The sequence below is a fragment of the Intestinibacillus sp. Marseille-P6563 genome (assembly GCF_900604335.1).
Classification (GTDB): Bacteria; Bacillota; Clostridia; order Oscillospirales; family Butyricicoccaceae; genus Butyricicoccus_B.
The window spans coordinates 243,620-269,529 of record NZ_UWOD01000002.1 but is presented as its reverse complement, the minus strand read 5'-3'; the positions used below and the strand labels follow the sequence as shown (position 1 = coordinate 269,529).

The 25,910-nt window shown below is 51.6% G+C and carries 28 protein-coding genes; 27 read left to right on the top strand and 1 reads right to left on the bottom strand.

All coding sequences use genetic code 11. The annotated features are described in order from the left end of the window. Positions 1 to 45 precede the first annotated feature (45 nt). The 8 genes from EFB11_RS09450 (at position 46) to EFB11_RS09415 (ending at position 5,341) form a co-directional block, all read left to right on the top strand. Positions 46 to 825 carry a TIM barrel protein gene (locus EFB11_RS09450; protein WP_164706702.1) on the top strand — a complete coding sequence of 260 codons (780 nt, stop codon included), beginning with the start codon at positions 46 to 48 and terminating at the stop codon, positions 823 to 825. A gap of 19 nt (positions 826 to 844) precedes the next feature. Next, positions 845 to 1,132: a putative quinol monooxygenase gene (locus EFB11_RS09445; RefSeq protein ID WP_122789997.1), complete on the top strand. Its 288-nt coding sequence runs from the start codon at positions 845 to 847 to the stop codon at positions 1,130 to 1,132. A gap of 1 nt (position 1,133) precedes the next feature. Further along, the gene (aroE, locus tag EFB11_RS09440) at positions 1,134 to 1,994 is read left to right on the top strand and encodes a shikimate dehydrogenase (RefSeq protein ID WP_122789996.1); all 861 of its coding nucleotides are present in this window, start codon (positions 1,134 to 1,136) and stop codon (positions 1,992 to 1,994) included. 28 nt (positions 1,995 to 2,022) lie between these two features. Beyond that, entirely contained in the window at positions 2,023 to 2,565 is a 543-nt protein-coding gene (locus tag EFB11_RS09435) for a chromate transporter (RefSeq protein WP_164706701.1), read from the top strand. Beyond that, complete coding sequence (locus EFB11_RS09430) at positions 2,562 to 3,104, top strand: chromate transporter (protein ID WP_164706700.1); 543 nt, start codon at positions 2,562 to 2,564, stop codon at positions 3,102 to 3,104. The genes EFB11_RS09435 and EFB11_RS09430 overlap by 4 nt, the downstream gene beginning before the upstream one ends. Before the next feature lie 76 nt (positions 3,105 to 3,180). Then, positions 3,181 to 3,618 carry a putative ABC transporter permease gene (locus tag EFB11_RS09425; RefSeq protein WP_122789993.1) on the top strand — a complete coding sequence of 146 codons (438 nt, stop codon included), beginning with the start codon at positions 3,181 to 3,183 and terminating at the stop codon, positions 3,616 to 3,618. A gap of 338 nt (positions 3,619 to 3,956) precedes the next feature. After that, positions 3,957 to 5,093 carry a G5 domain-containing protein gene (locus tag EFB11_RS09420; RefSeq protein ID WP_122789992.1) on the top strand — a complete coding sequence of 379 codons (1,137 nt, stop codon included), beginning with the start codon at positions 3,957 to 3,959 and terminating at the stop codon, positions 5,091 to 5,093. Positions 5,094 to 5,164: 71 nt separating this feature from the next. Then, positions 5,165 to 5,341 (top strand): YjfB family protein, encoded by a 177-nt coding sequence (locus EFB11_RS09415; RefSeq protein WP_206424173.1) that lies wholly within the window; start codon positions 5,165 to 5,167, stop codon positions 5,339 to 5,341. 33 nt (positions 5,342 to 5,374) lie between these two features. Here the strand turns inward: EFB11_RS09415 and EFB11_RS09410 are convergent, their stop codons facing one another. Continuing rightward, complete coding sequence (locus EFB11_RS09410) at positions 5,375 to 6,427, bottom strand: hypothetical protein (RefSeq protein WP_122789991.1); 1,053 nt, start codon at positions 6,425 to 6,427, stop codon at positions 5,375 to 5,377. A gap of 253 nt (positions 6,428 to 6,680) precedes the next feature. Here EFB11_RS09410 and EFB11_RS09405 point away from each other — a divergent pair, with 253 nt between their 5' ends. The 19 genes from EFB11_RS09405 to EFB11_RS09315 all read left to right on the top strand — a co-directional run bounded on the left by EFB11_RS09405 (position 6,681) and on the right by EFB11_RS09315 (position 25,910). Beyond that, positions 6,681 to 7,859, top strand: a complete 1,179-nt coding sequence (locus tag EFB11_RS09405) for an IS110 family transposase (protein WP_122789990.1) — start codon at positions 6,681 to 6,683, stop codon at positions 7,857 to 7,859. 340 nt (positions 7,860 to 8,199) lie between these two features. Beyond that, entirely contained in the window at positions 8,200 to 10,182 is a 1,983-nt protein-coding gene (locus EFB11_RS09400; protein ID WP_122789989.1) for a methyl-accepting chemotaxis protein, read from the top strand. A gap of 109 nt (positions 10,183 to 10,291) precedes the next feature. After that, the gene (locus tag EFB11_RS09395; protein ID WP_164706699.1) at positions 10,292 to 12,541 is read left to right on the top strand and encodes an S-layer homology domain-containing protein; all 2,250 of its coding nucleotides are present in this window, start codon (positions 10,292 to 10,294) and stop codon (positions 12,539 to 12,541) included. Between the two features lie 385 nt (positions 12,542 to 12,926). Then, on the top strand, positions 12,927 to 13,310 hold the full coding sequence (gene flgB / locus EFB11_RS09390; protein ID WP_122789987.1) for a flagellar basal body rod protein FlgB: 384 nt from the start codon (positions 12,927 to 12,929) through the stop codon (positions 13,308 to 13,310). 12 nt (positions 13,311 to 13,322) lie between these two features. Next, complete coding sequence (flgC, locus tag EFB11_RS09385; protein WP_122789986.1) at positions 13,323 to 13,790, top strand: flagellar basal body rod protein FlgC; 468 nt, start codon at positions 13,323 to 13,325, stop codon at positions 13,788 to 13,790. 33 nt (positions 13,791 to 13,823) lie between these two features. Beyond that, positions 13,824 to 14,135: a flagellar hook-basal body complex protein FliE gene (locus EFB11_RS09380; RefSeq protein ID WP_122789985.1), complete on the top strand. Its 312-nt coding sequence runs from the start codon at positions 13,824 to 13,826 to the stop codon at positions 14,133 to 14,135. 59 nt (positions 14,136 to 14,194) lie between these two features. After that, positions 14,195 to 15,820 carry a flagellar basal-body MS-ring/collar protein FliF gene (gene fliF / locus EFB11_RS09375; protein ID WP_164706698.1) on the top strand — a complete coding sequence of 542 codons (1,626 nt, stop codon included), beginning with the start codon at positions 14,195 to 14,197 and terminating at the stop codon, positions 15,818 to 15,820. Then, positions 15,813 to 16,820 carry a flagellar motor switch protein FliG gene (fliG, locus tag EFB11_RS09370; protein WP_122789983.1) on the top strand — a complete coding sequence of 336 codons (1,008 nt, stop codon included), beginning with the start codon at positions 15,813 to 15,815 and terminating at the stop codon, positions 16,818 to 16,820. Before fliF ends, fliG begins: the two co-directional genes overlap by 8 nt. Beyond that, complete coding sequence (locus EFB11_RS09365; RefSeq protein WP_122789982.1) at positions 16,804 to 17,658, top strand: FliH/SctL family protein; 855 nt, start codon at positions 16,804 to 16,806, stop codon at positions 17,656 to 17,658. The genes fliG and EFB11_RS09365 overlap by 17 nt, the downstream gene beginning before the upstream one ends. 26 nt (positions 17,659 to 17,684) lie before the next feature. Further along, the gene (gene fliI, locus EFB11_RS09360) at positions 17,685 to 18,986 is read left to right on the top strand and encodes a flagellar protein export ATPase FliI (RefSeq protein ID WP_122789981.1); all 1,302 of its coding nucleotides are present in this window, start codon (positions 17,685 to 17,687) and stop codon (positions 18,984 to 18,986) included. A 37-nt stretch (positions 18,987 to 19,023) separates the two neighbouring features. Then, positions 19,024 to 19,479, top strand: a complete 456-nt coding sequence (gene fliJ, locus EFB11_RS09355; RefSeq protein WP_122789980.1) for a flagellar export protein FliJ — start codon at positions 19,024 to 19,026, stop codon at positions 19,477 to 19,479. A 43-nt stretch (positions 19,480 to 19,522) separates the two neighbouring features. Further along, positions 19,523 to 20,659 carry a flagellar hook-length control protein FliK gene (locus EFB11_RS09350; RefSeq protein ID WP_122789979.1) on the top strand — a complete coding sequence of 379 codons (1,137 nt, stop codon included), beginning with the start codon at positions 19,523 to 19,525 and terminating at the stop codon, positions 20,657 to 20,659. A gap of 19 nt (positions 20,660 to 20,678) precedes the next feature. Next, a complete protein-coding gene (locus tag EFB11_RS09345) occupies positions 20,679 to 21,257 on the top strand; it encodes a flagellar hook capping FlgD N-terminal domain-containing protein (RefSeq protein WP_122789978.1) in 579 nt (192 codons plus the stop codon). Continuing rightward, positions 21,254 to 21,649 carry a TIGR02530 family flagellar biosynthesis protein gene (locus tag EFB11_RS09340; RefSeq protein WP_243115201.1) on the top strand — a complete coding sequence of 132 codons (396 nt, stop codon included), beginning with the start codon at positions 21,254 to 21,256 and terminating at the stop codon, positions 21,647 to 21,649. Before EFB11_RS09345 ends, EFB11_RS09340 begins: the two co-directional genes overlap by 4 nt. Before the next feature lie 97 nt (positions 21,650 to 21,746). Beyond that, positions 21,747 to 22,835, top strand: a complete 1,089-nt coding sequence (locus EFB11_RS09335) for a flagellar hook-basal body complex protein (protein ID WP_122789977.1) — start codon at positions 21,747 to 21,749, stop codon at positions 22,833 to 22,835. A 97-nt stretch (positions 22,836 to 22,932) separates the two neighbouring features. After that, positions 22,933 to 23,154 carry a flagellar FlbD family protein gene (locus tag EFB11_RS09330; protein ID WP_122789976.1) on the top strand — a complete coding sequence of 74 codons (222 nt, stop codon included), beginning with the start codon at positions 22,933 to 22,935 and terminating at the stop codon, positions 23,152 to 23,154. A gap of 65 nt (positions 23,155 to 23,219) precedes the next feature. Continuing rightward, positions 23,220 to 24,062 carry a motility protein A gene (locus tag EFB11_RS09325; protein WP_122789975.1) on the top strand — a complete coding sequence of 281 codons (843 nt, stop codon included), beginning with the start codon at positions 23,220 to 23,222 and terminating at the stop codon, positions 24,060 to 24,062. Between the two features lie 35 nt (positions 24,063 to 24,097). Beyond that, positions 24,098 to 24,862 carry an OmpA/MotB family protein gene (locus EFB11_RS09320; protein ID WP_122789974.1) on the top strand — a complete coding sequence of 255 codons (765 nt, stop codon included), beginning with the start codon at positions 24,098 to 24,100 and terminating at the stop codon, positions 24,860 to 24,862. 25 nt (positions 24,863 to 24,887) lie between these two features. Beyond that, positions 24,888 to 25,910, top strand: coding sequence for a flagellar motor switch protein FliM (locus EFB11_RS09315; protein WP_122789973.1), 1,023 nt, complete (start codon positions 24,888 to 24,890; stop codon positions 25,908 to 25,910).

Below are 25,910 nucleotides of genomic sequence, written 5' to 3'. Positions count from 1 at the left end.
AGCCGTCAAGTATTCCCACTGTTTTCGAAAAAAAGGAGTCAAAAGATGAAAAAGTCCATCTGTATCGAAAAGATTTTTTTGGAATATGATTTTTATGACCGTTTTGCCAAGGTCGCCGAAGCCGGGTTCCAGTATGTCGAATTTGGATACTGGCCGGGCCGTGACATCGACCGCATCAAGGCCGAGTGCGACAAATATGGCCTGACCGTCACCACGTTCTCGGCCGACTTCAAGGCATCGCTGATCGTACCCGAAGACCGCGCCGAATTCCTCGATTACATCGCCAAATCGATCGAAGTGGCCAAGAAACTGAACTGCAAAAACCTGGTCATCCACTCACAGGCCATGGACGATACCGGCAAGTTCACCCATGACGGCAGTGACCTGCCCGAAGTGGTCAAGCTGTACAGCGCCGCTCTGACCGCACAGGATGCGGCCAAGCTGGCTGAAGAGGCAGGCGTGACCCTGGTGCTCGAAGCGGTCAACAACATTTCCAAGCCCGGCTATTACATGACCACCAGCAACTTTACGGGCAATCTGTGCAAGGTGGTCGGTTCGCCCAACCTGAAAATCTTGTATGACATCTGGCACATGCAGCAAATGGAAGGCAACATGGTCGCCAATCTGCGCAAATATGGCGATGTGCTGGGCTACATCCATGTGGGCGACTGCCCGGAGCGGCATGAGCCGGGCACGGGCGAGATCAATTTCGATAAAATCAAGCAGGTGGTCTGCGAGGAACTGGGGCTGGATGTTGTCTGGGGCTTTGAACTCGACCCGGAGATTTCCTCGGAAGACTGTGTGAAAAAGTTAGCGGCATTTTGAGAAAAGGGAGGAACCTCACATGATCGTCACCATTGCAAGACAAGTCATCAAGCCGGAATGTATGGACGCATATCACAAGCTTGCACAGGAGCTTGTGAGCAAATCGGTAGCCGAAGCCGGATGCGTTAGCTATTATTCGGTGCAGGCCGAGGACGACCCGCGGGTGCACCTGTTTGTCGAATGCTGGAAAGACCAGGCCGCTATTGATTTTCATGGCGCGACTGAGCATTTCACCCGCATTGTGCCGCAGTTTGCAGCCATGTTTGCGGATGCGGAGGTCGTGACCCGCTATCAGGTGCTCGCCTGAGATGCTGCCTTCGGTTTCGACGCGCTACATTGCGCTTCTGGGCAAGCCGTTGGGATTTTCCCGGGCATCGGCCATGCAAAATGCGGCGCTGCGCGCGTGCCGGTTGGATGCACTGTATTTCCCGCTGGAATGCACGGAGGACGACCTGCCGGTGCTGCTGCCTGCCTTTCGGCGGATGCCGTTTTTGGGCTTTGCCGTGACCAAACCGCTGAAAATGAAAATCCTGGACTATTTGGACAGTGTGGATTTGATGGCCGGGCAGATTGGCGCGTGCAATACGGTCAAGCTGGAAAATGGATGCCTGGTGGGGTATAACACCGATGGGACCGGCTTTGTCCAGGCACTGGCCGAACAGATCGATTTTACCGGCAAGAACATGTTGGTGCTGGGCGCAGGCGGTGCCGCGCGGGCGATCAGCTTTGCCTGTGCCGTGCACGGGATCGGCGGCATCCAAATCATGAACCGCACCCCGGCGAATGCCCAGGCATTGGCGCGCGATTTGGTCCATGGCGCCGGCATATCGGCCGAAGCGCTGCCATATTGCGCGCAAATCCCGCGGGACATCATGCAGCAGGTCGATATTCTGGTCAATGCGACCGGACTGGGGATGCAGCCCTATGTGGGGCAGTCGCCCCTGGCGCCCGATTGTTTGATGCCGCATGTGCTGGTCTGTGATCTGGCGTACAATCCATCGGAGACGCAGTTGCTGCTCGATGCCAAAAAAATTGGATGTCGTACGATGAATGGCTTTCAAATGGCTGTTTATCAGGGGGCCCATCAGTTTGAACGATTGACAGGGCATCAGGCACCCTATGAACAAATGCTTTCCCATATGCAGCGGAGAGGGAGAAAGGGTGGCTGAGCCACCCTTTCTTTTGTTGGGAGGAATCATGCAATATCTTCATCTTTATCTGGCCTTTCTGCGGCTGGGAGCCTTTACCTTTGGCGGCGGATTGGCGATGCTGCCGCTGCTGCGGCAGGAAGCAATCGACCGGTACCATTGGGTCACCGAAGAAGAACTGATCGATATGTATGCGGTCGCACAGTGTACGCCGGGGATCATTGCGGTCAACACCTCGGTGTATGTCGGCTATCGGGTGGCCGGGATCGGCGGTGTGTTTGCAGCCGTACTCGGACAGGTCACATCGCCCATGTGTGTGATGACCATTCTGGCGATGCTGTTTCACAATCATCTGGACACCGGGGCCTTTCAGCATGCCCTGGCGGGCATTGGCGCCATGGTCTGTGTGTTTTTGACGAATACGGTCTGGACTATGGGCAAAAAATGTATCCGCGACCGGTTCACCGCCATCTTGGGTATGGCCGCTTTTGTGCTCGGTATGGCTTTGGACCTGCCGATTTTGCTGCTGACGCTCGGCGGGGGAATCGTCGCGGTGTTGTATGCCGCGCTGACCGGGAGGTGGCATACATGATCTGTGTGCAGCTGTTTTTGAATTTTGCGCGGATTGCGATCTGCACCCTGGGCGGCGGCGCGGCGACCATCCCGTTTTTAATGGAACTGCCCGAAAAATACGGCTGGGTGACCGAGGAGCAGCTTGCCGCCATCATTGCCGTTGGCGAAAGTGCGCCGGGGCCAGGCGGCGTCAACATGGCCAGCTGCATCGGCTACCAGGCGGCCGGGATTCCCGGCGTCCTCAGCGCGGTCGCGGGTTTGTGCCTGCCCAGTATCGTGATCGTAACGATCGTGGCGGTTTGTGTGCATGGATTTCAGGACCGGCCGCTCGTCAAGCAGTTTTTTTATGGCTTGCGGCCAGCCGTTGTCGCAGCGATTGCAGCGGCCGTGGTCGGGCTGATGGGACTGATACTGCTGCGCGAGCACCAGCTCTATGGGCGCGCGATTCTGATTTATATCGCCGGTTTTGCCGTCACCCATTTGCCGGTTTGCAAACGGGTCCCGCTGATCGTATGGATCGTCGCCGCCGGAGCGGCAGGCATGGCGTTTTCGTGTTAAACGGTGTTTTTTGCGCATATTTCCGGCCGGTCGCCGCATAAAATCCCAATAACAGAACCGGAAAGGGGGAACGCATATGCGGGCCGGTGGCCAGGTGCTCCTGCATGGGATGATTGCAGGCTTGGGCGGATTGGCCTATATGGGGGTCGAACTGCTGTGGCGCGGCAGTACGCACTGGACGATGGGCGTTTTGGGAGGGGTTTGTTTTGCTTTGATCGGTCTGCTCGACGAATGGCAGGATCACTCCTCCATGTTGTTGCAGATGGTCCAGGGAGCAGCGCTGATTACAACATTGGAACTGTTCACGGGCTTGATTGTCAACCGCTGGCTGGGAATGCAGATCTGGGATTATTCGGATATGCCGGGCAATCTATGGGGGCAGGTATGTCCGCAGTTTATCGTGGCCTGGCTGGCTCTGGCCTGGCTTGCCGTGCATGCCGAAAACCGGATGCATGGGGTGCTGAAAAAGATGTTTCCAAGGCTTGGAGAAAGACATAAAACATCGCACAATTGAAACCAAAAGCAGCAGGAAACACCCCTGCTGCTTTTGATGTTGCGGCCGCCGCGCGCGGGAAAGCCAGGACATGAGGATAACTTGGGGATAAGACTTAACTGCGGCAGACTTTGGACGATATACATATTGATCATATACTTTTTTGTATTGCAATACCATGCAGGCGGGGCGGGGAAGTCCGCAACGCCGCAGAAAGGATCAAAGGAGTGTCGGGGAACATCAAGAAAAGATATAAATCAGAGAACCCGTATGGCCAGCGCTCCAAAAAAAGCAGCTGGTTTGCGCGATATCAACCCAAGCACTCTGCCAAACCAGGGGGAGAAAAGAAAGTATGGACCATGGCGGCTGTTGTCAGCGGACTGATCGTGATGCTGGTGACAGGCAGCGCGGTCGCCTTATCTGGATTGGCGCATGCCTATGTGCTGGAAGACGGCACCCGGTCGGAAACCGTATATATGTTTCCGGGGTCATTGGAAGAAGCGTGTGATCGGTTTGGCGTGACGCCATCCGAACTGGAAAGCCACCGCAAGGAGGGCAACCGTACCTATTTGACGATGGGCGACACCTTTGATGTGTCCATAAGTACGATGGAAGGCAATGTCACCGTGCGTACTAGCGAATGTACGGTTCGTGAGATCTTGCGGGAAAATGACATCCAACTGGGGGCAAATGATATCGTAGAGCCTGCTCTGGACGAGCATCTGGAAGAAAGCACCGAAATTCAGGTCACACGGGTGACGTACAAGACCGAAAGCGAAACCAAGGAGACCCGATTCGATGTGCAAACGCGCGATAATGCAGAGCTGCTGAAAGGCAAGCAAACGATCGCGCAAAAAGGCCAGTATGGGGAAGAAGTGGTGCAATATCGCATTACGCTGCACGATGGTGAGGAAGCCGAGCGGGAGATCGTATCACGAGAAGTGATCAAAGAGCCGGTAGACTGCATCATTGAGCGCGGCACCCGGGAACCCAAAAATGAAAGCGAAGAAAAAGAAGTGGAAGAAGTCAAGGTGGATGAGCTCATTCAGGGCACACCGCTGCTGGAAACCACGACCCAAAGCGGCGGCCTGACGACCGATGGCCGGCAGCTGGTGTGGTCGGTTCCGGCTGGGATTACCGATAATCCGACCACCAAGACCATTACCGCGGGAGACGGCTCGACATATCGGTATACGTCGGTGCTCGAAGTCAAGGCAACCGCCTATCACCGCATCGAAGAGGGCGGTACCATCACCGCATCGGGTACCACGACCCAATATGGCACCATTGCCGTTGACCCATCGGTCATCCCGCTGGGCAGCCGGGTGTATGTCGTATCCAACGGCGGCGACCAATCCTGGTCCTATGGCCCTGGCCTTGCGGAGGATACGGGCGGTTTGATCAAAGGCGCACGCATCGACCTGTTCTTTATGACCGGCGAGGAAGCCGAACAATTTGGGGTGCGCCCAGCAAAAGTCTACATTTTGGAAGATTAAACCATTATGCAGCAGACAACAAAGCCGATATTTACAATAGGCCGCAAGGCCTGGAAAGGAGGTGCCGCAAAATGATGGATAGCATCGCGGCAATGTCCGTCGGCATGAGCAATGCACAGTTGCAGCAAAGTGTGTCGATTTCGGTGGCCAAAAAAGCAATGGATTCCGCTGAGTTGGCAGCACAGGAGATGCTCCAGATGTTGCCGAGCACACCGGGTGTAGGGGCGAATATCGACACCTACGCATAAAAAAAGAACGGTACCTTGGTACCGTTCTTTTTTTTATTCTGCACTGCTGGATGCCGCGCTGCTTGCATCCGGTTCGCTGGCCGATTCGGCAGGGGAGATATCCTTCAAAATGACTTGTTCGACCTCGTTGGAGCCTTCGCGCACCTGACGGAACAAGTTGGCGCCATCCGAAGAGATGAAGTAAGTACCCATCAGAGAATTGGTGCCTTCGCTGTTCTTGCCGTAGACATATACGGTCAGGCAAGCTTGGCCGTCGACCATCACAAAGCCAGGACCAGGCTTCAAACTATACAAAGCCATCGTGTCACCGGGCAGCCCGATTTCGGCCGGACTTACCGTATACATCAAATCTTTTGCAGCACTAAACGATAACATTTCGCCTGCTTCCAAAAGTGAGGTCTGGAAGTCCTTGCCGGCAACTTTGTCCAGCGTTACCAGGCAGCTAGTCGGGGTCCAGTCGACCCGTACCCGGAACAGATTCTGATTATCATACACACAGGAGGCATAGGGGGGAGCGGTGACTTCGGCGCTTGTATCGCCCTTGTCAGCGTCTTCGGAGTCCTTTTCCTCGTCATCACCCGTGCTGGTATCGATTTGTGCAGCATCCGCTGTCTGCGGACCGCCATCCGCACCGACCGCAACCGCCTGGCGGGACAGCGTCACCGAACCGGTATCCGCCGTATAATCCGGGTCGTCCTCGGTCACCATGGCATATTCTTCACTGCATAACAATTCGACATAGCTTTGCACGACCTTGCCGGTCTGGCCCTCGGTGAATTGCTGATAGTCATAAGAAAGATAAGCAGGTTGTGCGTCCTCGCCCGATGCACTGCTGCTGGATGCGCTTTCTTCTTCCGCATCTTCGCCGCCTTCGGTCCCATCGCTCTGCCCGTCCGGGGAAAGTGTGGCAATAAAGCGGCCGCCCGATTCACTGGTGATGACCTGCTCCAAAGAAGGGATGGTATCCGCTTCAAAGGTGTAGCTGGTCAAGGCCGTGGACTCCGGCGCTTCTTCGGATTTGCCACACGAACTGAGGAGCGGGACCGTTGCGGCAAGCAGCACAATGCAGAATCGTTTGGTAATCAAAATGGTGATTCTCCTTGTATTATAGAGTAGTAGTTTTTAAGGCCCCTCTCCAAGGGCTGTGCTACACTGTAAGGGATGCTGTGGATTGGTGCGATTCTCCTACCACAAGATGGTTCCTGAAAGGTTCCAACCACAGCCCTTTGCAGTTTTGTTAATCAGTTAAATACCGCCAGACGGTTTATGTGGAACAAGGTTACAAAAGCAAAGTGTTCTGTGGAACAGCATCACAAATTTACCGTTGGAGGTTTTAGAAATGGTAGTTTCTGTTGGTATTGATGTGGCAAAGGACAAGCACGACTGCTTTATTCAGAGTTCGGAGGGTGAAGTGCTTGCAGATGTGTTTACCATTTCCAACAATATGGATGGATTTCACACACTGCTGGAGAAAATCCAGGCCTGCACCGCATCCCAGGACAAAATAAAGGTAGGGCTTGAGGCTACGGGACATTACAGCTACAATCTGCTTGGATTTCTTCTTGACAACGGTCTGGCCACCTATGTCTTGAATCCCTTACGCACGAACCTCTACCGGAAAAGTCTCAGCCTGCGAAAGACCAAGACCGACCGTGTAGATGCTCGAACCATTGCTACTATGCTGTTATCCGATGTGGGCCTCAAACCCTACACGAATACAGCATATCACAATGAGGAACTAAAGTCACTCACCAGATACCGTTTTGACAAGGTAAAAGAACGAGCAAAACTGAAAAGCTCAATTTCCAGACTGGTTTGCATTCTCTTCCCTGAACTGGAGAAGCTGGTGTCCTCTCTCCATTTGGCGACTGTCTATGCTCTGCTGGAAGAGTTTCCAGGTGCCAAACAGATTGCCAGGGCACACCTGACAAGGCTCAAATCCCTTCTGGAGAATGCCTCCAAAGGACGCTATAAGCGGGATATGGCTGTGGCAGTTCGGGATGCGGCACGAAACTCCATTGGTTCTAAAATGCCTGCCAAGTCCCTGGAATTACAGCACACCATCCGGCTCATCCAGGAATTAGATACCGAGATTGACGAGATTGAAGCAGAAATTGAGGCCATGATGGAGGAAATCCATTCTCCCATCACCACCATTCCAGGTATTGGCTGCCGCATGGGTGCCATGATCCTGGCAGAGGTTGGGGATCTCTCTCGCTTCGACTCCTCAGACAAGCTGCTGGCTTATGCCGGAATGTCACCGTCTACTTACCAATCCGGACAGCTCAAAAATTGCTACCCGCACATGGAGAAACGAGGCTCCCGATACTTACGCTACGCTCTTTACAATACTACCAAGTATGTCTGTCTTTGGAATCCAACCTTTGCCGCCTATCTCGCTAAAAAGAGGGCCGAGGGTAAGCACTACAATGTTGCCATCTCCCACGCTGCCAAGAAGCTGGTGCGGCTTATCTTTGCCATGGAGAAATCCAAGCAGCCCTATCGCTCAGTAGCCTGAGTGACAACCACTTGAATAGCCGCCCAGTAGGGGTCTGACAAGACCTCAGCTTTGCTATGCCCTTTTTGAACCATCTCCGTTTGACCACTACTTGACCACCACCATTCATTTTAGGGGTTGACTTTTAATAGTTAATCTTTCTGCAAGACTTTTTGCCTTTATGCTACATGATTCCAAACAGAAAAGCAAGCCCAAAATGTATTTCTTGGCGTAAAAAGTGTAATAATTTACGGCTGCATAAAAAAGATGCAAAAAAATACAGTTCATATATTATTTAACGAGGGAATATGTCGAATTTAATAAATATCCTGTCGGAACAAATAATAAAGGGTGGTAGTGTATGAAAAGTGTAAAAAGCAAAATATTGATAGGAATGGTAGCGACGATCGTGTTCGGTATGGTCGTACTGGGGGTTATCAGCGTTTTGATGAACTTGCGTGGTTCACAAAAACTGACGGAAACAGCGCTGGAAGGCGCGTTGTCGGTTGCGACAGAGCGCGTTGAGCAGGAGTTGACGAGATATACGGAAGCCATTCAAAGCGCAGCCAAAATGACGGAATTCAGTGATCCACTGGTGCCTGTCGCAACCAAGCAGGAAAACCTGAATGCTTGGGCGCAGGATTACGGCATGGTGCGCGGCAACATTTTGGACACCAATGGCAACAGTTTGTTTGACGGAAACAACTACTCGGACCGCGAGTATTTCCAGCGTGCGATGCAAGGGGAATATTTTGTTTCCACGCCGGTTCTGAGTAAGGAAACTGGAGAACTGACTATCATTGTGGCAGGTCCGTTGTATCAGGGCGGCAATGATCAAAATCCGATCATGGGTGTACTCTATTTTGTGCCGCAGGAAACTTTCCTCAATGATATTATGGCCTCGATTCATATTACGGAAAATAATGGTGCGTATCTAATTGATAAGGACGGCACCACGATTGCAGACGTAACAATGGAAAATGTCGGTGTAGAAAACATTGAAGAGGAAGCGAAAACCGACTCCAGTTTGGCGGCATTGGCTGAGTATCATCAGGCAATCCACAACGGTAAGAGCGGCGTTGGTGAGTACAAGTACAAAGGCGAAACCAAGATGGTAGCATATGGACCTCTGAAAAGTACAGACGGCTGGGGCATGGGCATCATGTTGCCTAAGTCGGATCTGATGAGTGATGTCTACGCTGCAATTGTCGTTACTATCATTGTGGCAGTTGTCGTTACGTTGCTGGGCATCATCATTGCGATCGGTATGGCCGTTTCGATCAGCCGTCCGATTCAGGCATGCGTGGAACGCATCGATCTGCTGGCAGAAGGCAACCTGTCTGCACCGGTTCCGCAGATCAATACCAAGGACGAAACCGGGCGATTGGCCAAGACAACCGAAAATATCGTGGAGCATCTGCAAAATATCATTGGCGATCTGAGTTATCTGCTGAAGGAAATGGCTAATGGTAACTTCGATGTTCGTTCGCGTGACCATGGATATTACATTGGGGACTTTGCTCCGGTTTTGACAAGCATGCAGCAAATCAACCGTGATCTGAGCAGTACAATGGCACAGATCAATACCGCTTCGGTACAGGTTTCCGCCGGTGCGGAACAGGTATCTTCCGGTGCGCAGTCGCTGGCACAGGGCGCAACCGAGCAGGCCAGCGCGGTACAAGAACTGGCAGCCACCATCAACCAGATCTCGACGGACAGCCAGAGAACTGCAAGCATGGCAGAAGATGCGAAGGCTGCAACCCAGCAGGCTGGTATGGAATTGCAGACCAGCAGTGAAGATATCATGACGCTGGATAGCTCGATGGAAAAGATTTCGAGCGCATCCCAGGAAATCAGCAAGATCATTTCGACGATCGAAAACATTGCGTTCCAGACCAACATTCTGGCGCTCAATGCTGCGGTCGAAGCAGCTCGTGCGGGTGCAGCTGGTAAGGGCTTTGCAGTCGTTGCGGATGAAGTACGTAACCTGGCATCCAAGTCCGACCAGGCAGCAAAGGCTACCAAGGAACTGATCGAGAAGTCGATTGGTGCAGTGGATGAAGGTGCGGCCCTGATGAAGCGTGTCAGCAGCTCGGTCAACTCTTTGATGGAAGCAGCACACACGGCAACATCTGGTATGAATGCAGTTGCAGAAGCAGTACGGCAGGAAACCGAGTCGATCGTCCAGATCACGCAGGGCATCGATCAGATTTCCAGCGTAGTACAGACCAACTCGGCAACGGCAGAAGAATCGGCAGCAGCAAGCGAAGAACTTTCGGGACAGTCCGAAATGCTCAAGTCGCTTGTTGGACGGTTCCGTCTGCGGCAGGAGGATATGCACTAAAAGAACAGCAAAAGAGTCTTCGCCAAAAGGCGGAGACTCTTTTCTTATGTTGCAAAAAAAACGGACGATATATAAAAATAAGATACTTTAGGAAGGAGCAATGGTGGGCATGAGACACAAATGGAAACGGATGATCGCAGCTGCGTTATCTGTTTTGATGGTTTTGCCGTCAACCATATGGACAGCAGCGGCAGGGGATGATGAGGAAGGCGCGGAAGAATCGGTGGCAGAAGCGAAGATTGATTTTAAACCAGAATCTCGTGTTGAAACACCGGAAGATTTTACGCTGAAAGTGAATGAAAAACAAGATTTTAATATTGGAATAAATAACGAAGCGTATCGATTGCAATCGATTACATTGAACATCGCAACACGGCCTGAAGCAGGTTCGGAGAGTGAAGCGGAAGTTCTTATATTAGATAAGGACCATAAATCAGAAGAAAGTACAACAGAGTTAAGCGCAGCAGTAGCCAGCTGGCCTGTGGATGATGGCGATTGTACATTGACCATTGATGCCACAGGAATTCAGGAAAATTTGGATGTTACCGTTAGCTTTGAAGCAGAAGATCGGGAAGAATTTCTTGCATCTATTCCAGATGCCTCCCATGCAACAGTAACAGGAACCAAGGCGAGTAATGAATATTACGATGGGGATGCCGTGACCTTGACCATAGAGCCGGAAAAAGGGTATGAGCTGAAGCAGCTTGTTTTGAAAAATAGCTCCGGGCAAACGACCGTTACCGGTAGTGCAACTTGGAATGGGTGGACGGTCACTTGGAATGCGACTGATAAAACCACAATTAAAACAGAAGCGATTCACGATTATTTGAGTGTGGAATCTCTGGTAGAGGAAATCCCGCAGACTTATCGGGTGCAAATCGATGTAGATGATGGTTTGGAGTTGGAACGCCCGAGCAGCAGTTCTACCACGGTCACCGAAGGCGATACCCTGTATGTTCGCGTATCGGCGCGTGCAGGCTACACATTTGGCGACATGACCGTGCAGTATGGCAAGAATTATGCCAGCTGGGCGACCGGTCAAACCTATCTGGTCATGGGCAATGACCGTGCGCTCGTCAAAGAAGAGGATGACGAAATCACCTTTACGCTGCCGAGCATCTATTATGATACGACCATCTATATTACATCGGGATATGATGAAGACAATATTCCGATTGAGACCAGCGAAGGCAGCCGCATCAATATCGACACCGATTGCGGCGATACGGTATCACGAGGGGACGATGCTGAGTTTTATATCAGTACAACATCAGACAGCTATTCGGTACGCCGCATCACCCTGAAAATCGGGGACGAAGAAGCGAGCGCCGATCCGGAGGATGGCGAAATCCGGGTGGGCCGCCGCAACTATGAGATCGAAGATCTGGGCGATGGCGAATATGTTCTTTATGTAGACAACATCACTGAGCCTGTCAAAGTGTCTGCCACTTCGACCAGTTCGGGGACCGTTTCCCGTCCAACGTTGACCATCCAATCATCCAGCAACATGAAGATCACCAAGAGTGTATCGTCCAGCCGGATCGATGCCGGTGATGATGTCATGTTCTACTTTACCCCGAACACCAACTACCAGATCGATGAGATCACGGTGAAAATCGGGAATAACAGCCGTACGGTTGGCGCGGATAAAACATCGATCAAGGTCGGTGGTACCACATATCAGATGCGCCGCAGTTCGACTGGCGTGGTAACGCTATATTTGACCGATATTGAGCAAAATGTGACGGTATCCGGCCGGGCTTATTATTCCCGCGACCCGGTCCAGCCGACCAATCAGGTGCGGCTCAATACCTCTTCCCGCAGTGCGTTTATGAGCGGTTATACCGATGGCACCTTCCGCCCGGAAAATAATATGACCCGTGCGGAAGCAGTGGTGATGTTGTATCGCCTGTGTGATATCAGTTCCAGTGTTTCGGTCACTGGCAGCACCTACCGGGATGTTGTCAATGGTTCGTGGTATGCACAAGCGGTGAATACCTTCCAGGCAGCGGGAATCCTGGACAGCACGACCTATTTTTATCCCGATCAGGCCATTACCCGTGGCGACTTTGTGGATATGATCTATCGGCTGATGGGTTCGCCCACAGTATCCAGCAGCGGCCCGACCTTCACCGATACCAACAACAGTGCGGTACGCTATGCTGCTTCTCGTGGTTGGATCAGCGGTTACAGCGATGGCTCGTTCCGGCCCTATAATGGCTTGGCGCGCAGCGAAGCGGCCTCTCTGATGACACGTCTGCTGGGCCGCACATCCGGGGGAACGACGGTCTATTACCGCGATGTGCCCACGACATACTGGGCTTACCGGGCAATACAATTGGCGTCCTCTTACGTGTAACACATAACATAAAAACCGGTTCTGACCTTCTTTGACGGGGGTTGAACCGGTTTTTTATGTGTACAATCTGGAGAATCGAATATAAAACAAGCGTGCAGGGTGCATTGTTTTTGTGAAAAATCATGTGGTGAAAATGTACAAAAATTTTTAGAAAAATATCCTTTAAAATTGTGGAAATAATGGTAATTGGGCAGTTGGATGCTTGTTTGATACGCTTTTCTTACAAATAAGATAGGGAAAAGAACTTTTTAGAAGGAAATATCGGTTGTGGAAAATGATAACGAAAAGTATGTAAAGTTGTCGAAAAAATGTTGAATCGGCGCCATAAGAATAGTAAAATATATGCAGAATAAATATTTTAAACAAAAATGATGGAGGCGTTCCAATGGAACCATTGACAAATAACGCATTGTTGATGATGCAACGATCCATGGATTTTCTGTGGACCAAGCAAACTGCAATTTTGGATAATATTGCAAACGTGGAAACGCCGAACTATAAGGCGAAGTACGTTACCTTCGAAGAAACGCTGCGAGGGAAATTAGACGCTGTCGGAAATGGCAAAGCACAAGACTTCCGAGATGTGCTGGAAGACTCTTCGGCGACCGTTCATGTAGCCGAAAACGAAACCGCACGTATGGACGGAAACGGTGTGGATATGACCGAGCAGGCTATCGAATTAGCGCGCAACGCCCTTCAGCAACAGCATGTATTTAACGCCATCTCGAATGACCTTACTCTGTTGCGTACCGCAATTCGTGGACAGTAAGGAGGGAAGACGATGGCTTTTTTAAGTTCTATGAATATTACCGGCTCGGGCATGACCGCTCAGCAGCTTCGTTTGGATGTCATTTCGGAGAATGTTTCGAATATCAATACAACGAGAGTAGAAGGCGGAGACGGTCCATATCGCCGGAAGATGGTTGTGATGGAAGCAGACGGCGGACGGGATTCCTTCCGGGAAGTTCTGGCGCGGGCGGCAGGCAATTTACCGCAGGCGACTGGGAATCTGTCGGAAAACGGCGGGGTACGTGTTACGCAGATCGTCGAGGATCAAAGTGCACTGAAGTTGCAGTATGATCCCACCCATCCGGATGCCAATGCACAGGGGTATGTAGAGTTGCCGAACGTGGATCTGGTGAAGGAAATCACCGACGCGATGGCTGCAACACAGGCATTTTCGGCCAATGTAACAGCATTCAATACGCTCAAGACGGTTGCAACCCGTGCGCTTGATATTGGCAAGTAAACGCAGGATTTAAAAAGAAATGGGGAATAAGGAATGGCAGCAATCGGATCGATTCAGCCGTTGTGGGACACATTTCCGAGTGTATCCGCAACGACACAAAACACAGGAAATACAACAAGCGGATCGCCTATTTTTGCAGATGTTTTCCAATATGCAATCGATAACGTAAAACAGACCGATGCGGAAAAGAATCAGGCAGAATATTTGTTGGCAACCGGACAATTGGATAACCCGGCAACCTTGTCGATTGCAAGCACGAAGGCACAGCTTTCCGTGGAACTGCTGGTGCAGTTGCGGAATAAAGCCTTGGATGCTTATAGTGAAGTAACACGTATGAGTATCTAACAAAACGTGCAGGTGTTCATTAAGCGGGAAATGATAGAAGGATAAGGGCGGAGTCAATTGTGAAAGAAAAGCTGCAAGGCGGTTTGGAAAAAATAAAAGGGCTTTATACTGGGGATAAAAAATCCAAAAGCATTAAAATTACGGCGGTCGTATTAGTGGCGGTCGTAGTTTTTGCTGTCATCATGGCGGTTGTCATCAACAACCGACCGTATGAAGTTCTTTTTACAGGGCTGTCTACCGATGAGGCTTCGGCGGTTGTCGCGAAGTTGGAAGAATACGGCGCAACAGACTACAAGATCGAAGGCGATACGATCAAAGTGCCGCAGGCGGATGAACCGAATCTGAAGGCCAAGCTGTTGCTGGACGGCTATCCCAAATCCGGTTTTAACTACGATACATATTTTAATAATGTCGGCATGATGGCCAGCGAATCCGACCGGGAAACCGTTCGTAACTACGAGCTGCAAGACCGCATGGCGGCCGTTATCCGGTGCTTTGAAGGCGTAAAGGATGCAGTCGTTACCATTTCGGCCGGTTCCGACCAGCGATATGTGCTGGATAGTGAAAACGCCGTGCCGGCCAGCGCTTCGATCGTCGTCACCATGCAGGACGGCGCAGCACTGCCCGAAGAATATGTAGAAGCAATCGGCAATCTGGTTGCGCGCAGTGTCAAGGGACTGGAATTTGACAGCATTTCGATCAGTGACTCGCTCGGCAATACCTATACCCCGGGCGGCGATTCCAACACCAGCGCATCGGCTTCGGATTTGAAAATGCGCTTGGAAACGCAGGTCAATAACCGGGTGCGTTCGGAAGTTTTGCAGGTTCTGACCCCGGTTTACGGCACTGACAATGTACGCGTCAGTGTCAACAGTACAGTGGATGTCAGCCGCAGCGTTTCGGAATCGACCGAATACACCACCCCGGAAGGGGCCCCGGCTGGCGAAGGCATCATCGGTCACCGGGAGTATGAACAGTCGCTCACCCGCGATGGGGATACGGCAAACGGCGGTGTTGTGGGCGCAGAAACCAATGCGGATATCCAGACGTATATGGATTCGCAGAATGCGGTCACGGGCAATGAAACATCGCTCTACAATTCGGGCTCGGAAGACCATAACGTCAATAAGACCACCGAACAGCGCGAACAGAATTCGGGCGTTGTAACCGATATCATGATCGCCGTTACCATCAATCAGGATGCGGCCGGCGATGTGGGTACCGCACAGCTGACCAGTCATATCGCCCGTGCGGCCGGTATTTCGACCGACCAGCAGGCGGATAAGATCAATATTTTGGTAGCTCCGTTCTACAATGCAACGCCGGAAGGCGATAACGAAGGCGGCTTCCTGCGCAATATCCAGCTGCCCAAGTGGGCGCTGTATGCAGGCGCTGGCGTAGGCGGTCTGCTGCTGCTGTTGATCGTGCTCCTGATCATTGCGACCAGCCGTCGCCGGAAGAAGCAGCAGGCAATGCTCGAACTGGAGCAGCAAGAGCAGGCAGCGGCATTGGCGGCACAGGCCGAAGCAATGGCGGCCCAGGAAGCTGCGGAAAATATCCTGGATATCAAGAATGAGAAGAATATGGAACTGAAGCGGGATATCCGCAAGTTCACCGAAGAAAATCCGGAAATCGCAGCACAAATGATCCGTACATGGCTGAAGGGGGAGAACGCAAATGGCTGAGTTGAATTTGACGACCGCGCAAAAAGCTGCGACCGTTATCGTAGCTCTCGGCACGGATAAGGCTTCCCGTATCTACCAATACATGAACCCGGATGAGCTGGAACAGCTCACGATTGAAGTCGCCAAGCTGGGATATGTTGCGCCCGAACAGACCGAAATGGTCTTGGAAGATTTCTATCAGATGTGTTTGGCCAACAAGGCCATTACCGAGGGCGGCTTGGAATATGCCCGTTCGGTTTTGCAGAAGGCCTTTGGCAATCAGGAGGCCGAACAGCTTTTAAACAAGGTCACCAAGGCACTGACCAACCGTTCGTTCTCGTTCCTCAACAAGACCGATCCTAAGACCTTGCTGTCGACGTTGCAGCATGAACGCGCGCAGACGATCGCGTTGGTTCTGTCCCATGTCGATCCGGACAAGGCGGCGGCCGTTCTCGAGGAATTGCCGCCCAAGAAGAAGCTGCGCGTGGTCGAAGACATTGCACGTATGGACAGCGCATCGCCCAATGCGGTCAAGATGATCGAGGACGAACTGCAAAAGAAGTTCTCCAGCATCGTGGTCACCGAAAACATCCAGATCGGTGGTCTGGATCATATTGCGGCTATCATGAACAACTTGGAACGCTCGAGCGAAAAGGCGATCTTCGACGGCCTGGAAGTCAAGGACAGCGGGCTGGCCGAAGAGATTCGCAAGCGTATGTTCGTATTCGAAGATATCGTTCACATGGACGACCGTTCGGTTCAGCGCTTTATCCGCGATTGCGATATGCGCGACATCGTATTGGCCCTCAAGGGTGCCAACAAGGATGTGGCCGACAAGCTGTTTGCCAACATGTCCACCCGTATGCGCCAGAATATCCAGGAAGACCTCGATATTACGACCAATGTGCGTATTCGTGACGTGGAAGAGGCACAGCAGCGCATCGTGGGCGTTATCCGCGAATTGGAGGAACGCAATGAAGTCCTTATCCTAAAGGGCGGAAAGGATGAGATCATTGTCTAGTATCCTGAAGTATTTTGTAAAACCCAAGGCAGAAGAATACAAGATGCCAGACGCCGAGCAGGTCGCAAGCCAGCTCGAAGAAATGGTCCGCATGAAAGAAAGCATTCCCTATACCGGGGAACAGACCCCGCCTATGGAGGAGTTCGAAGAAGAAACCACACCATCATCGCCCGAGGAGCCCCGTGCCGGGGTCTCCGAAGGTTCTGTGACCTTTGCCCGTGTCCAGGCCGATGCCCTGCTTCAGCAGGCACGGGAACAGGCTGAGCAGATGATCGAACAAGCCAAACTGGCCGCAGAAGCCGAAGTGGCACAGATCCATCAGCATGCAGCCGAAGAAGGATATAACCAAGGCTATGCCGAAGGGCGTGCCAAGGGCGAACAGGAGGCCATTGCGGCCACGAAGGAAGCGGCCGAAAAGGCCATCGGGGATGTGAAGCGCTTTTTGGAACAGGCCGCTTCCATCCGCGATCACTCGATCGACCAGCTGTGCGGCGAACTGCTGGATGTAGCGGTCACAGTGGCCGAAAAGGTCATCCATGTTAGCCTGAAAAGCAGCGATGAGATCATCAAACGAATGATCCTGTCGGCGACCGAGAAACTGAAACGGCGCGAATGGGTGCAAATTTATGTCGCTGACTGCGACATCAAAGGCGTATCCCAAAGCGATCCGATGCTGGCGGCAGCTCTGTCGAGCCTGTCCGACCATATTAAAATCGTGCCGATGCGCGAAGCAGAGGCCGGCACTTGCATCGTCGAGATGCCGGATGAAATCATCGATGCAAGCGCATCCACACAGCTGGAAAACATCCGTTCCGTGATTCGTGAGAACACACGATAAATCCGGTTTGAGGGAGTAAACACACCATGTTCGAGCAGGTAATCCAACAAATCAAAGACGGCGATATGCTCAGCCGCACCGGCAAGATCGAAAACATCGTTGGCATGTCGATCGAGTCGTCCGGTGGCCGCGGGGCGATCGGCGACATCTGCCGCATCTATTCGGCGGAGTCGAACAGTCAGGTGCTGGCCGAAGTGGTGGGCTTTAAAAGTGACCGCATGCTTTTGATGCCATATCAAAATATGAATGGTCTGGCTCCCGGCAGTTTTGTACGCAATACAGGACGGCGCTTGCGGCTGCAAGTGGGGGATTTCCTCCGCGGCCGCATCATCAACGCTATGGGCAAACCAATCGACGGTTTGGCCCCCTTTCCCGAAGGGGACAGCTACTATGTAGACAGTCCCTATATCAACCCGCTGACGCGCCCGCCGATCCGGGAGCGTGTGGATTTTGGCGTCCGTGCCATCGATTCCACCCTCACCATTGGCAAGGGACAACGTATCGGCATCTTCGCCGGTTCCGGTGTCGGCAAGTCCACGCTCATGGGCATGATCGCCAAGAACGTAAAGACGGATATCAACGTCATTGCGCTGGTGGGCGAACGTGGACGCGAAGTGCTCGAATTCGTGCAAAAAGACTTGGGCGAAGAGGGCATGCGCCGCTCGGTTCTGGTAGTAGCAACATCCGACCAGCCTGCGATGCTGCGGATGAAATGTCCATCGGTTGCAACCGCGATTGCCGAATATTTCCGCGATCAGGGGCTGGATGTTCTGCTGATGATGGACTCGCTGACACGTTTTGCCATGGCGCAGCGCGAAATCGGCCTGGCGGTTGGGGAACCGCCGGTCGCCCGCGGTTATACACCTTCGATCTACGCCGAATTGCCCAAGCTGCTCGAACGCAGCGGCAATTTTGAACGCGGCTCGATCACCGGTGTGTACACCGTGCTGGTAGAAGGTGATGATACAAACGAACCGATCGCCGATACCGTACGCGGTATTTTGGACGGGCATATCGTCCTATCGCGTAAACTGGCAAATGCCAACCATTTTCCTGCGATTGATGTATCGGCCAGCATTTCTCGTCTGATGACCGAGATTGTTTCGCCCGAGCATATGAAACTCGCAGGCAAGCTACGCGATATTTTGAGTATCTATGAAAAGAACGAAGATCTGCTGGCCATTGGCGCATACAAGGCCGGGACCAATCCCCGACTGGACTATGCGATCTCGAAAATTGACCGGATCAACGAATTCTTGATGCAAGGCATCAAAGAATCTTTTACCTACGATCAAAGCCTGGAAATGTTGGAAAAGATTTTGCGATGACTCAATAATGGGGATTACATAAGGGGAGATGGTTCCAATGAAGAAGTTTCGATTTTCAATGGAAACGGTGCTGCATTATCGCGAACAGCTTCTCGATGCTCTGCGAATTGAGCACGCGGCTGCTTTGGCCCGTGTGCGCGAGCAGGAAGCCAAGGTGGATGCTCTGCAAAACGAGTTTGAAACCGTGAATCAGGAATACCGCCGGCGTAAATGCGAAGGCATGACCATTGCCGATGCCTTTGGTTTTGACGTGATGCTGCGTGCGCAGGAGCGCGAAATCCAAAAAGCGCAGCAGGTGCTTGACAACTACCGCAAGGATGAAGAAGCCAAGCGCAATGAAGTGATCGCGGCCAAGACCGATAAGGCGACGATCGAAAAGCTCAAAGAAAAGAAATTGGAACTCTACCGCAAGTCCGTACAGAAAAGTGAAGAACAATTTATCGATGAATTTGTGTCGACGGCCCGCGTGATGGCCAAGGCATCGTCCTATTGACCGTAAGCGGGCCGAAGACCCCAGGGAAAGGAGGTGAGAAAGAGTGGATACACAGACCATTTCGTTGCTGATGCAGCTGATGCAGCGGAACGATGTGATGCAGAGTCAGGGCAACCGGAAGGATCAGGACAGCACCTTTGAGGACATGCTGAACCAGAAGCGGGAGGACGTTTCGAACAAAAAGGATACGACTTCCAACCAGACGCCGGCAAAGGATACCCAGGTGCAGGAAAAGCCTGAGCAGCCGGAAACCCCCAAGGTACCCGGACAAGAGCAGGACGTGACCAATGCCCAGCAGCTTTTGGCCGCCATGATGTCGCAGCAGCCGACCCCGCAAGTGATCGAGGTCCAGCCGGATGTCGCAGCCGTGCAAACGCCTCTGGTGCAGAATGTTGCACAGACCGTTGTCGCACAGACCGTAGTCGAAACGACCATGCCGGGTCAGACAGCTCCGCAGACACAGGCCGCACAGACTGCCAATGTGGAAATGCCGACCTTGACTGAGGTGCAGCCGCAGACCAATGCAACCGCAGTTCCGGCACAGTCGCAGCAGCAGACCGTAACACCGCAGGTACAAACCGCAACCGAAACCCAGCAGCCCCAGACCGCGACCGCACAGGAGACTGTTGTAACTGAGCTGAAAGCTCCGCAGGAACAGGAATCTGGGCAGAACAAGGAGCCGGTGGTTGTCGCCAATGCGGGAGAGCAGCCGCTTTTCCAGGATGTTGAGTCGGTACCGGTGAAGGTTGGCGATGCGACGCAGACCCTGGATACGACCGCGAATGTGGATAAGCAGCTGGCAGATACCATCCAGGCCGAACTCAAGACCGTCGGGGATAAGGTGCAGGTACAGCTCAAGCCCGAACACTTGGGTCAAATCACCATCGAGCTGACGCAGCATGGGGATAAGCTGGGTGTAGTCATCTATGCGGAAAACTCCAAAACCGTTTCGCTCCTTGCACAGCATGCCGGTAGCTTGGGCGTCCTGATGGAAGACCGTACCGGTCAGAATGTCAACATTCAGGTGCAGCAGCAGGAGCAGCAGCAACAGCCGCAATATGATGGACACAATCAGCAGCAGTCCCGGCAGGAGGAGCGTCAGCAGCCCCAGCGCAAAGAAGAGCAGGATAACTTCATGAACCAGCTCCGCTTGGGTTTGTTCCAGCTTGAAACAGTTTGATGGAAGGAAGTGAACGGAAATGAGCGATTTATTTACCCCAACCGTGGCGCGGATGTCTTCGACTGTGATGGCTGCCAATGCCAACACGACCACAAAAACCACTGGTACTACCAAAACCGACAACAGCGGGTATATGCAAGACAGCAGTTCGGATAATTTGACGCTGACTATGGAGGACTTTCTCCAACTTATGGTCATGCAGTTTCAAAATCAGGATATTGAAAATCCCGCTTCGACCAGTGACATGATGAATCAGCTGATCTCCATGTCGACGATTCAGGCTATGGCAACCATGACCGATGCCGCAACGATGAGTTATGCTGCATCTTTGGTTGGCAAGACCGTAACCATTGGTCAGTATGAAGGTGGTTCGCTGAAAGAGATCGTGGGCGAAGTGACCGGATCGGCAACCTATAACGGCGAGCAGGTCATTTTTGTCGACGGCAAGCAGTATTATCTCAGTGATATTATGGCAGTTGGTAAATTGCCGGAAGAAGAAGAACCCGAAGAGCCGGGTGAAGGCGGCGATGGCGGCGAAGGCGGCGAAGGCGGTACCGAGCCACCCGAAGGTGGAACGGAGGGCACTCAAAAGATATGATTGAACGCTTAACGAGCCACGGGATGGTTCCCGGTCCCAGCACAGGGGCAGGACAAAACGTTGCGGAAGCTGGTACATTCGGTGAACTGCTGCGGCAGCGAATGGAATCAGTCGGTACTGCACAGCCAGCGGCTCCCAAGGTCGAATTTTCCAAGCATGCACAAATGCGCGCCGAAGAACGCGGCATTGAAATGAGTGCAGACTTGATCGACCGCTTAAGCGATTCGGCTCAGCTCGCACAGGAAAAGGGCGCGAGAAATATTCTGGTGTTCGATGCGAGTCGGGCATTTATCGTCAACGTGCCGCAGAACCGTGTGGTGACGGCCATCTCACAAGATGAAATGCAGAACAACATATTTACTAATATCGACGGCGCTGTTCTTCTAAAATAAAAGAAGAAGGCAGGTCCTTCGGGATGCTTTGAAAGTTTGTCCGTTTGACAGCTTTCGATAGCGCCACGTTTTCCTCGGAAGGAGCATACAAACACTTATGACAGGTTCCATGTACGCTGCGATTGCGGGTCTTCAGACCCACATGCAGAAAATGAATGTAATCGGCAACAACATTGCCAACGCAAATACTTATGGCTTTAAGCCCGGCATTACTTCGTTTTCCGAATCCATGTACACGTCGATCAGCAATAGTACGGCTGGCGGCGCGCAGTATGGTGGTACGAACGCTTCTCAGATCGGTTATGGTTCGAAGGTTTCGTCCATTGACCTGAATATGACTGGCGGCACCTATGCCATGACCGGTGTGCCGTCGCATCTTTACTTAAACGGCAACGGCTTTTTCCTAGTTGGGCAGAAGTCGGATGGTGTGACCGACCCGAATGATTTGACATTAAAACGTGTCGGTAATTTTTCGCTGGACTCAGATGGATACCTTGTAGATGCAAAAGGCAACTGTGTCTATGGCTTTATGCCTTTGGGCGAAGAAGACACTGGTGCGATAATCGAAGGTGAGTGGGATACAACCTTGCGTCCGATTCGTTTGCCAGTATCAGCTCAATCTTCGGGTGACCCAACGAAAGATACTATTCCGGAAGGCACACCACTTTATCCACACTTAACGGATCAGGATGACGGTACAGCAATAGGATATCCTACAGATGTGAATGGTAATCCTGTTGATTCGGAGAATCGAATCGATAATGTGAACGGCTTGAATATGAGCGTGGATAATAATGGCGTTGTTACATTGACCACGCAGGACAACAAGAGCATCACAGTCGGTGTCATTGCCATTGGCAGTGTCATTAACCCGAATGGTTTGACTAAAGAAAGTGATGGTTATTATAAGGCCGGTAATAATGCAGGTGATGTTACCGTTGGTACTTGCGGCCAAGTTATTGGTGAAAACAAGTATTTAAATAATGATGATGCGAATGGTGATAATCAGCTTCTGACCGGCGTTGGTCCGACGCAGATCCTGTCGGGCGGCCTGGAAGCATCCAAGACCGATATCGCAACCGAATTTGCCGATCTGATCACCACACAGCGTGGTTTCCAGGCAAACACCAAAATTATCACAGTCACCGATGAAATGCTTTCCGATCTGGTTAGCATGAAGCGCTAATTAAAATTTGAATGGAACTTTCGGAGTATCCTGCGGATGCACGTTGCGGCATCCGCAGGCGCCCCGGAATCTGGTCAATGGGGAGGGGAGAGGAACTATGATTCGACTCACAAAACTCAACCGAGAACAATTTTTGTTAAACCACATGCAAATCGAAACCATTGAAATGATCCCGGAAACAAAGATTATTATGATGAACCATGATTACTATATCGTACGCGAATCGCCCGAACAGGTCGTGCATCTAATTCAGAATTATACGGCGAAAGTGCGCGATATTTACCGTGAAATTTCGATTTCCGATCGACGGGAAGTCTGATAATAGAGAAAAGCATTCTAATAATCGCCCTGTGTTTGGGGTGTTAGCAGAGGAATGAAGGAACGATGAATTTAACTTTTGTACTTGGTATTGTTGGCGGCTTTGTCCTGCTGGTTTTGGGTATGTCAATTGGCGGCGATCCAGGCCCGTTCGATTTCACACAGTTGCAGAACTTTGGTGATGCAGCCAGTATTTTCATTGTACTGGGCGGTACCTTGGCAACCATTATCGCAGGTCATCCAGGGAAAATGATTGCCAAGTTCCCGCGGCATATCGGCATCATCTTTAACCAGAAGAAATTTAACCCGGCAGCGGTCATTGATGAAGCAGTCGAGTTCGCACAGATCGCTCGTAAAAGCGGCCTGCTGGCGCTGGAAGAACGTGCCAATCAATTGAACGATCCCTTTTTCAAAAAGGCGATCATGCTGATTGTCGATGGTAATGATGCCGATAAAGTTCGAGAAATGCTCACCAGCGACATTGAACAGCTGAGCACACGTCATGATGATGTGGCGTCCATGTATGAAAAAGCTTCGGCTGCGGCACCGGCATTCGGCATGGTCGGTACGCTGATCGGTCTGATCAACATGCTGGTGAATATGGACCCGGAAAGCGGCAGTTCGTCCATTGGTAAGGATATGGGTGTTGCATTGATCACCACCTTCTATGGCGTTCTTTTGGCAAACCTGATCTTTAACCCGATTGCAAACAACTTGCGCACCCGTGACGAAGAAGAATGTCTGTGCCGCCAGTTGGTGGTAGAAGGCGTTATGGCGATCCAGTCCGGTGAAAACCCGAAGTTTATTCGGGAAAAGCTGGAAGGTTTCCTGGAGCAGTCTGCTTCTGGGGAAGGCGGCGGCCGAAAGGGTCGTGGCAAAAAGAAGAAAGCGGGCGCCGACGAAGAATAACACGAAGGCTCTCAGTGAGGGGATGATACAGGGCTATGAAGAGACGGAGAAAAGGCGGAGGCGGCGCGAACTGGCAGGATACATATGGCGATATGGTCACGTTGCTTCTCTGCTTCTTTGTTCTGCTGTATAGCATGTCGACGATCAATGAAACCAAATGGGCAATGATCGTGCAAAGTTTCCAGCGGGAAACCACCTCGGAAACAATGGGGACTCCGGGTCAGGGAACTGGGCTGGAAAATGAAGAAAAGGATACGATTACAGAGGAAGAAGTCAATCAGGCGCTCGATCAGATGGCGATGGCCCTGAAAGATTACAGTGATAAAAACAACCTAAACGAACAGATGGCCGTAACCCGCGGCGCAGATTATGTATTTATCACCTTCCAGGATGCTGTATTTTTTGAAGGCGGCAGCTTTACGCTGATGGATTCCGGTAAGCTTATGCTCGATCAGGTTGCACAGGCAATCGCGCCGGAAAGCCAATTGATCGATGAGTTGCGTGTCATGGGACATACCTCGCAGGGTTCCCCGACACAAGCAAACAATCCAACCGTGGACCGTTTTCTAGCTTCCAACCGTGCAGCGGCGGTCACAGTTTATTTACAGGAGAAAAACATCCTTGATCCGGACAAGTTAGTCAGTGTTGGATATGGACAGTGGCGTCCGATCGCTGGTTTTGATACGAAGGAAGAGCGTGCCCGCAACCGGAGAGTTGAGATCATGATCACAGGACTGGATCCGGAAAGTGCGGAAAATGGAGTTGACAAGTATTTTTCCGTTCGAGAGGGCAATGAGTAAGTAAGATTAAAGGATTTGTTGTATTATGCCTGAAGTTTTATCGCAAAGCCAGATTGACGCATTGTTGTCCGCTGCGCGAAATGGCGAGATGGATATGTCATCGGATACGGAAAAATCGGATGAAGAAAAATACCCCAAATATGACTTTTACAGTCCAAAGAAATTCACACGCGATCGTCTAAAGATGATCAGCAGCGTCTTTGAAAGCTATGTGCGAATTTTATCCTCCCGGTTCAGCGCCTTGCTGCATATGTCGTGCGAGCTGGAAGTCGAATCGGTCGAGGAATTGCGGTATTTTGAATTCTCCAATGCGCTTTCCGAACGAGATGTACTCACCTTGGTGGATAATTCCATAGACGATGCAGCCGATAAGGAACCGATTCTGTTCCACATCACGACCGGCATCATGCTCAGTATGATCGACCGGCTATTGGGCGGAAGCGGGGACGTCGAAGGCGAAGTCGGATCGGATTACCAATATACGGACATTGAGCTGCGGCTCTATGCGGACTTTATGGGAAATCTGGTAGAAGGCTTATCCAATGCCTGGCGAAATTATATTGATATTGATTTCAACTTTCAACGCATCGAGGTCAACCCGACCTTGGTACAGTTGATCGGCTTGGAAGAAGCGGTTGTGATCGTGGGTCTGACCATTCGAACCCCGGTAAGCAAGGGACGATTCAGTATCTGCTTACCCGGAACGATGTTAAGCGATATTTTCGGTCAAATGAACCGGGAAACAGCCAGCCTGCGCCAGCCGAACAAGCAGGATAGTGAAGAGATCATGGATTATCTGCGTGGCTCGGAATTGGAGATCACGGCAGAATTCCAACATACAACGCTGCAACTAGCGGATATTTTTCATCTGCATGTGGGCGATGTGATCTGTTTGGATCAGCCAAAGGATTCCAAAGTCTTCCTAAATATCGGGGGAAAACGTTGGTTTGACGGTAAAATGGGCGTGTTCCAAAAAAACAAAGCGGTTCGGATAGACCAGACGTATGTGTTGCCCGAATTGGATCACTTGCAGGATAAAGGAGAGTAG

Bases quoted from the DNA above. Each gene is read 5' to 3' on its own strand.
- EFB11_RS09450 (WP_164706702.1), top strand. From the start codon at position 46: ATGAAAAAGTCCATCTGTATCGAAAAGATTTTTTTGGAATATGATTTT.
- EFB11_RS09445 (WP_122789997.1), top strand. From the start codon at position 845: ATGATCGTCACCATTGCAAGACAAGTCATCAAGCCGGAATGTATGGAC.
- aroE (WP_122789996.1), top strand. From the start codon at position 1,134: ATGCTGCCTTCGGTTTCGACGCGCTACATTGCGCTTCTGGGCAAGCCG.
- EFB11_RS09435 (WP_164706701.1), top strand. From the start codon at position 2,023: ATGCAATATCTTCATCTTTATCTGGCCTTTCTGCGGCTGGGAGCCTTT.
- EFB11_RS09430 (WP_164706700.1), top strand. From the start codon at position 2,562: ATGATCTGTGTGCAGCTGTTTTTGAATTTTGCGCGGATTGCGATCTGC.
- EFB11_RS09425 (WP_122789993.1), top strand. From the start codon at position 3,181: ATGCGGGCCGGTGGCCAGGTGCTCCTGCATGGGATGATTGCAGGCTTG.
- EFB11_RS09420 (WP_122789992.1), top strand. From the start codon at position 3,957: ATGGCGGCTGTTGTCAGCGGACTGATCGTGATGCTGGTGACAGGCAGC.
- EFB11_RS09415 (WP_206424173.1), top strand. From the start codon at position 5,165: ATGATGGATAGCATCGCGGCAATGTCCGTCGGCATGAGCAATGCACAG.
- EFB11_RS09405 (WP_122789990.1), top strand. From the start codon at position 6,681: ATGGTAGTTTCTGTTGGTATTGATGTGGCAAAGGACAAGCACGACTGC.
- EFB11_RS09400 (WP_122789989.1), top strand. From the start codon at position 8,200: ATGAAAAGTGTAAAAAGCAAAATATTGATAGGAATGGTAGCGACGATC.
- EFB11_RS09395 (WP_164706699.1), top strand. From the start codon at position 10,292: ATGAGACACAAATGGAAACGGATGATCGCAGCTGCGTTATCTGTTTTG.
- flgB (WP_122789987.1), top strand. From the start codon at position 12,927: ATGGAACCATTGACAAATAACGCATTGTTGATGATGCAACGATCCATG.
- flgC (WP_122789986.1), top strand. From the start codon at position 13,323: ATGGCTTTTTTAAGTTCTATGAATATTACCGGCTCGGGCATGACCGCT.
- EFB11_RS09380 (WP_122789985.1), top strand. From the start codon at position 13,824: ATGGCAGCAATCGGATCGATTCAGCCGTTGTGGGACACATTTCCGAGT.
- fliG (WP_122789983.1), top strand. From the start codon at position 15,813: ATGGCTGAGTTGAATTTGACGACCGCGCAAAAAGCTGCGACCGTTATC.
- EFB11_RS09365 (WP_122789982.1), top strand. From the start codon at position 16,804: ATGAGATCATTGTCTAGTATCCTGAAGTATTTTGTAAAACCCAAGGCA.
- fliI (WP_122789981.1), top strand. From the start codon at position 17,685: ATGTTCGAGCAGGTAATCCAACAAATCAAAGACGGCGATATGCTCAGC.
- fliJ (WP_122789980.1), top strand. From the start codon at position 19,024: ATGAAGAAGTTTCGATTTTCAATGGAAACGGTGCTGCATTATCGCGAA.
- EFB11_RS09345 (WP_122789978.1), top strand. From the start codon at position 20,679: ATGAGCGATTTATTTACCCCAACCGTGGCGCGGATGTCTTCGACTGTG.
- EFB11_RS09340 (WP_243115201.1), top strand. From the start codon at position 21,254: ATGATTGAACGCTTAACGAGCCACGGGATGGTTCCCGGTCCCAGCACA.
- EFB11_RS09335 (WP_122789977.1), top strand. From the start codon at position 21,747: ATGACAGGTTCCATGTACGCTGCGATTGCGGGTCTTCAGACCCACATG.
- EFB11_RS09330 (WP_122789976.1), top strand. From the start codon at position 22,933: ATGATTCGACTCACAAAACTCAACCGAGAACAATTTTTGTTAAACCAC.
- EFB11_RS09325 (WP_122789975.1), top strand. From the start codon at position 23,220: ATGAATTTAACTTTTGTACTTGGTATTGTTGGCGGCTTTGTCCTGCTG.
- EFB11_RS09320 (WP_122789974.1), top strand. From the start codon at position 24,098: ATGAAGAGACGGAGAAAAGGCGGAGGCGGCGCGAACTGGCAGGATACA.
- EFB11_RS09315 (WP_122789973.1), top strand. From the start codon at position 24,888: ATGCCTGAAGTTTTATCGCAAAGCCAGATTGACGCATTGTTGTCCGCT.